This is a genomic window from Dokdonella sp. (assembly GCF_036518555.1).
Taxonomy (GTDB): Bacteria; Pseudomonadota; Gammaproteobacteria; order Xanthomonadales; family Rhodanobacteraceae; genus Dokdonella_A.
In genome coordinates this window covers 1-5,275 of the sequence record NZ_DATDMY010000152.1, presented here as the reverse complement: position 1 = coordinate 5,275, position 5,275 = coordinate 1, and the positions used below count along the sequence as shown (strand labels likewise).

5 protein-coding genes are annotated in these 5,275 nt (G+C 71.5%); 2 read left to right on the top strand and 3 right to left on the bottom strand.

Annotated elements, in window-relative coordinates; translation table 11 throughout:
* A partial coding sequence (locus tag VI238_RS09470; RefSeq protein WP_331650748.1) for an aromatic amino acid lyase occupies window positions 1-1,159 on the top strand: 1,159 nt, incomplete at its 5' end.
* Between the two features lie 244 nt (window positions 1,160-1,403).
* Here VI238_RS09470 and VI238_RS09465 read toward each other — a convergent pair.
* From VI238_RS09465 to gloB, 3 genes are all read right to left on the bottom strand, one after another.
* Entirely contained in the window at window positions 1,404-2,186 is a 783-nt protein-coding gene (locus VI238_RS09465) for an enoyl-ACP reductase FabI (protein ID WP_331650746.1), read from the bottom strand.
* Window positions 2,187-2,313: 127 nt separating this feature from the next.
* On the bottom strand, window positions 2,314-3,645 hold the full coding sequence (locus VI238_RS09460) for a transglycosylase SLT domain-containing protein (protein ID WP_331650744.1): 1,332 nt from the start codon (window positions 3,643-3,645) through the stop codon (window positions 2,314-2,316).
* Entirely contained in the window at window positions 3,642-4,400 is a 759-nt protein-coding gene (gloB, locus tag VI238_RS09455; protein ID WP_331650742.1) for a hydroxyacylglutathione hydrolase, read from the bottom strand. The genes VI238_RS09460 and gloB overlap by 4 nt, the downstream gene beginning before the upstream one ends.
* 184 nt (window positions 4,401-4,584) lie before the next feature.
* On the opposite strand from gloB, the gene VI238_RS09450 reads away from it, so the two are divergent.
* The coding region (locus VI238_RS09450; protein WP_331650740.1) for a methyltransferase domain-containing protein at window positions 4,585-5,275 on the top strand (691 nt) is incomplete at its 3' end.

The following is a 5,275-nucleotide window of genomic DNA, read 5'->3' as shown; positions in this document are numbered from 1 at the left end:
CGCGGGCCGCGGCAGCGCGTTCCGCGACGAGGTGCACGCGCTTCGTCCGCATCCGGGCCAGGTCGAGGCGGCCGCGAATCTCCGGCGGCTCCTCTCTGGCTCGACGCTGGTCGACATTCCGTATCACCTCGTGCCGCGCTTTCGCACGTGGCTCGCCGATGCGTGGAACGAGCCCGAGGACCAGCAGCAGCGCTTCGACATTTCGTGGGACTACGTGCCGCCGAAGCAGCGCCACGGACGCGAGGCGTTCTACAGCCGCTTCCTTCCGTTCAAGGGCGGCAAGAAGCACCAGCCGCAGGATGCATATTGCCTGCGCTGCATTCCGCAGGTGCACGGGTCCGTGCGCGACGCGCTCGCGCAAGCCGGCCGCGTGATCGACATCGAGCTCAACGCGGTCACCGACAATCCGCTGATCTTCCCGGACGCGGTGGACGCGCACGTGATCGAGGACCAGGTGATCTCGGCCGGCCACTTCCACGGCATGCCGCTCGCGCTCGCGATGAGCTACGTGAAGGCCGCGATCCCGGTGCTCGCGTCGATCTCGGAGCGGCGCCTCAACAAGCTCGTCGACCCGGCCACCAACGACGGCCTGCCCGCATTCCTGATCGGCAACGAGGACGCGACGGATTCGGGCTTCATGATCGTGCAGTACACCGCCGCCGCGCTCGTCAACGACCTCGCGACGCGTGCGCATCCGGCGAGCGTCTACTCGGTGCCGACCAGCGCGAACGCGGAAGACCATGTTTCGATGGGCGCGAACGAGGCGCGCCACGTGCTCGACATGACCGAGGACCTCGCGCACGTGCTCGCGCTCGAGCTCTATACCGCGGCGCAGGCGCTCGACTACCGCCAGGACATGCTCAACGCCGCGCGCCGCCTCGCCCAGCGTGGCGACTGGCGCGCGCTCGCCGCGAAGATCGCCAACGCGCCCGACACGACGCACCCGACGCGCGCGCAGTTCGAGACCGAAGTGCAGGCGCTCGCGACGTCGCTCGCCGAAGCCGCCGACTTCCACGCCGGCGCCGCGGTGCGCGCCGCGCACGCGAAGATCCGCGAACGCATCGCCTTCATGGCGCGCGATCGCGCGATGGACGGCGACGTGAAGGCGATCTGCGACATCGTCCAGCATGGCGTGCTGCGAAGCCAACGCGGTTCCTGATCGCCCTGCGCGCTACACCGCTCGCGTGCAGTGCCTCGGCTTTGCGCCGAAGCGGCGCGGCGGGGTGTCGTTTCTGCGGCTGACGTCCCTTTGGACGAGCAAAGCGAGGTCACCCGCTCGCCTCCGAATCGAGCGGAAGCATGCGAGGACGCATCGACGCGGCGAGTGAAGCCTTGTTCACCGTGACGCGACGGAACCTATGCGCGTACGACGAGCCACTCGCCCACGCCGACGCCGGCGGATCTCAGATCCCGGTCATGCCGAGCGTGTTGTAGCCCGCGTCGACGTAGGTGACTTCGCCGGTGATGCCCGAGGCGAGGTCGGAGCAGAGGAACGCGGCCGCGTTGCCGACCTCCTCGATCGTGACGCTGCGGCGAAGCGGCGCGTTCTCCTCGACGTGGTCGAGCATCTTGCGGAAGTTGGCGATGCCCGACGCGGCCAGCGTCTTGATCGGGCCGGCCGAGATCGCGTTGACGCGCGTGCCCTCGGGCCCGAGGTTGTAGGCGAGGTAGCGCACGTTCGCCTCGAGGCTCGCCTTGGCCAGGCCCATCACGTTGTAGTTCGCGAGCGCGCGCTCGGCGCCGAGGTAGGTGAGCGTGAGGATCGCGCCGCCGCGGCCCTTCATGAGCGGGCGCGCGGCCTTCGCCATCGCGGCAAGGCTGTAGCTCGAGATGTCGTGCGCGATCGCGAAATTCTCGCGCGTGAGGCCGTCGAGGAACTCACCGGCGAGCGCTTCGCGCGGCGCGAAGCCGATCGAATGGATGAGGATGTCGAAGCCGTCCCAGTGCTTGCCGAGGTCGGCGAACAGGCTTTCGATCTCGGCGTCCTTGGTGACGTCGCACTTGAGCACGATGTTCGAGCCGAACGCGGTCGCCGCTTCGTCGACGCGATCCTTGAGCTTCTCCTCGACGTAGGTGAAGGCGAGCTGCGCGCCTTCGCGGTGCATCGCGTTGGCGATGCCCCAGGCGATCGAGCGCTGGCTGAGGATGCCCGTGACGAGGGCGCGCTTGCCGTGCAGGAAACCCATGTGCTCTCCCAGGATCGTCGCAAAGTCGGGTGCGGATTCTAGCAGCTGGCAGCGGGGCGCCGTCGTGGCGAAGGATCGCGCCATGCGCCCGCGCGCCGCGGGGCCGGCGGGCGTGCCGCGCCCGCGCTCAGCTCGCGTCGAGGCGCAGCTTGTCGCCGAGCCGCAGCATGCGCCCGGCACGCGGGTTCAGCTGCTGCAGGCGCCGCAGCGGAATGCCGTAGCGTTGCGCGACGCCCGACAGCGTGTCGCCCGCGGCGATCACGTGCACGCGCGCATCGGGCGTCGCGGAGCCGGACGCATCCACCGGTTCGGCCTCGCGGCCGGGCAGCAGCAGGCGCGTCGACGGCAGCACGGTCGCGTCCTCGGCGACCGCGTTCGCGGCCGCGAGCGCGGCGACCGGCACGCCGAGCTGGCTCGCCCAGCTGCCGATGCCGCTCGTGCGCGCGGCGCGCTCCTCGCGCCAATCGTTCCAGAGCGGCTGCGGCATCGCCTGCGACGCGACGAGGAAGCGCTCCACGCGCGTCTCCGGCAGCAACAGCCGGTGTGGCGCGTCGTCGGGCATGCGGTTGCGCCGATAGGCCGCATTCCAGCGCTTCAGGTCGTCGAGCGGCACGCCCGCGAGGCGCGCGGCGAGGCGCAGGTCCATGCCGGCGGGCAGCTCGGTCGTGCGCAGGCGTGCGTCGGGTCCGGGTTCGGGCAGGCTCACGTTGAAGCGCGCAGGGTCTTCGACGATGCATGCGAGCGCGAGCAGGCGATCGAGATGCTCGTGCGTGATGCGGTTGAACGTGAACTTCGCGAGGTCGGCGGCTTCGAGGTCGCGCGCATCGCGGCCGCCCAGCAGCTTCTTGACGCGGAACTCGCCGCTGTTGAACGCCATGTCGGCGAGGCGCCAGTCGGCGAACTCGCGGTAGTAGTCGGCGATGAGGTCGAGCGCGGCCTGCGTCGAGGCGAGCGCGTCGAGCCGGCCGTCGTAATCCTTTCGCACGACGAGGCCGGCGCCGCGCGCGGTCGCGGGCATCAGCTGCCACATGCCCGCCGGCGTGTCGCCGCGCGACGCGAGCGGTCGGTACGTGCTCTCGACGTAGGGCAGCATCGCGAACTCGCCGGGCAGGCCGCGCTGCTCGATTTCGTCGACGACGAGGTCGAGGAACGGCAGCGCGTCCTTCCAGCTCGCGACGAACGCGCGTGGCGATCGCGTGTAGGCCCTGGCCCAGCGTTGCACGCCGGGTGCGTAGTCGCAGCCCTGCATCGCGAACAGGCTGCGCAGGCGGCCCCAGGTCGAGCGTTGCTCGGCCACGGGAGCCGGCGGCGGCGCCGGCGGTGTCGGCGGTGCGACGACGACCGGTGCGACGGGCGAAGGCGCGGACGGTTGTGGCGTGCGCGTCGGCGGTGTCGCGCACGCGCCGAGCAGCAGGATGCCGCCGCCGAGCAGCACACTGCGCACTTGGCGTCGGGTCACGGCGCGGGCATCCGGAAATCGTCCTTGCGCCGGCGCAGCTCGGCGAAGCGCGCGACGCGATCTTCGATCGTGAGCGCGGCGCGCAACGCGGGTGCGTCGATGCGCAGGAATGGATTGACCGCGCGTTCCTCGGCGAGCGTCGACGGCACGGTCGGCTCGCCGCGCGCATGTTGCGCGTCCGCCTGCGCCGCACGCGCGGCGAGCGCCTCGTTGGACGGGTCGAGCGCGAGCGCGAAGGCGCAGTTCGCTTGCGTGTATTCGTGGCCGCAGCACACGCGCGTCGCATCGGGCAACGCGGCGAGGCGTTCGAGCGACGCGAGCATCTGCGCCGGGGTGCCTTCGAACAGCCGCCCGCAGCCGACGCTGAACAGGGTGTCGCCGCAGAACAGCACGCCCGCGCCGTGGTAGGCGACGTGGCTCAGCGTATGGCCGGGAACCGCGAGCACGTCGAACGCGAACGCGGGCGCGTGGAGCACGACCCGATCGCCGTCGCCGACGCGCACGTCCGCCTCGGCGATGCGCTCGTCGCGTGGCGCGTGCACGGCGCAGCCGTGGCGCGCGCCCAGCTCCTGCGCGGCGCCGACATGATCGGGGTGATGGTGGGTGAGCAGGATCGCGCGCAGGCGCATGCCGTGCCGCGCGAGCGCGCGCTCGACCGGCGCCGCCTCTCCGGGGTCGACGACGAGCGCATCGGTGCCCTGCGCGAGCAGCCAGATGTAATTGTCGGCGAGCGCGGGCAGGGCTAGGAGCGTCATCGGCGCCGGACTATAGGCCAGCGCCGCGGGTCGCGACGTTAAACGATCATTAGTCGAGGCGCCGTCGCGCTACACTGCGGCGCTGCCCCGACGTACGGCGCGAGCGCCGTCCGCGCAGCGGTCGACGATCAAGTCGTTGACCTGGAAAGGGAGCCGCTTCGCATACTTGGGATTTGCCTGCCGCGTGATCACCGGACCCGACAGCCTGTTCGTCCTTCCCGAGTTCGAGCCGTTGCTGCGCGACGAACTCGCGCGCGTGCCCGCGTTCGCGCTGCGCCAGCCCGCGGGCGCCGCGCTGCTGCTGCAGGCGAGCGCGGCGAATCGCACGCTGCCGGTCGACCTGCGCCACCTGCGCGCGACGCGCCTGCATGTCGAGGGCGGCGGCCTCGCCGGCGACGCGCGCTGCGCGAGCGACGCTCTGCCTTACGAGAGCGATGCGTTCCAGTTCGTCGTCGTGCAACATGCGGCCGACGCGCTCGCCGCGCCCGATGCGCTCGTCGACGAGCTCGTGCGCGTGCTCGCGCCGGGCGGCGCGCTGCTCTGGTTCGGCCTCAATCCGTGGAGTCCCTGGATGCTCTGGTTTCACTGGCAGGCGCGGCGCGGCATCGCGGCGCCGCATGCGCGCCATCCCGAGTCACTGCGTCGCCGACTGCAGCAGGCGCAGCTCACGCACGATGCCGGTGCGACGCTCGGCCCGTGTTGGCCGGCGCGCGAAGCGCGCGCGGACGCGACCGGCCTGCTCGCGCCGCTGCGCGGTGCGTGGATGCTGCTCGCGTCGAAGCAGCGCGCGGTGCTGACGCCACTGCGCGCGCGACCGCTGCGCACGGTCGCGCCGCAGCCTTCGCTCGCGATGCCGGCGCGGCGCGTGCGCGCAT

Excerpts from the sequence above, each read along its gene's own strand:
- VI238_RS09465 (WP_331650746.1), bottom strand. The coding sequence starts at position 2,186 with ATGGGTTTCCTGCACGGCAAGCGCGCCCTCGTCACGGGCATCCTCAGC.
- gloB (WP_331650742.1), bottom strand. The coding sequence starts at position 4,400 with ATGACGCTCCTAGCCCTGCCCGCGCTCGCCGACAATTACATCTGGCTG.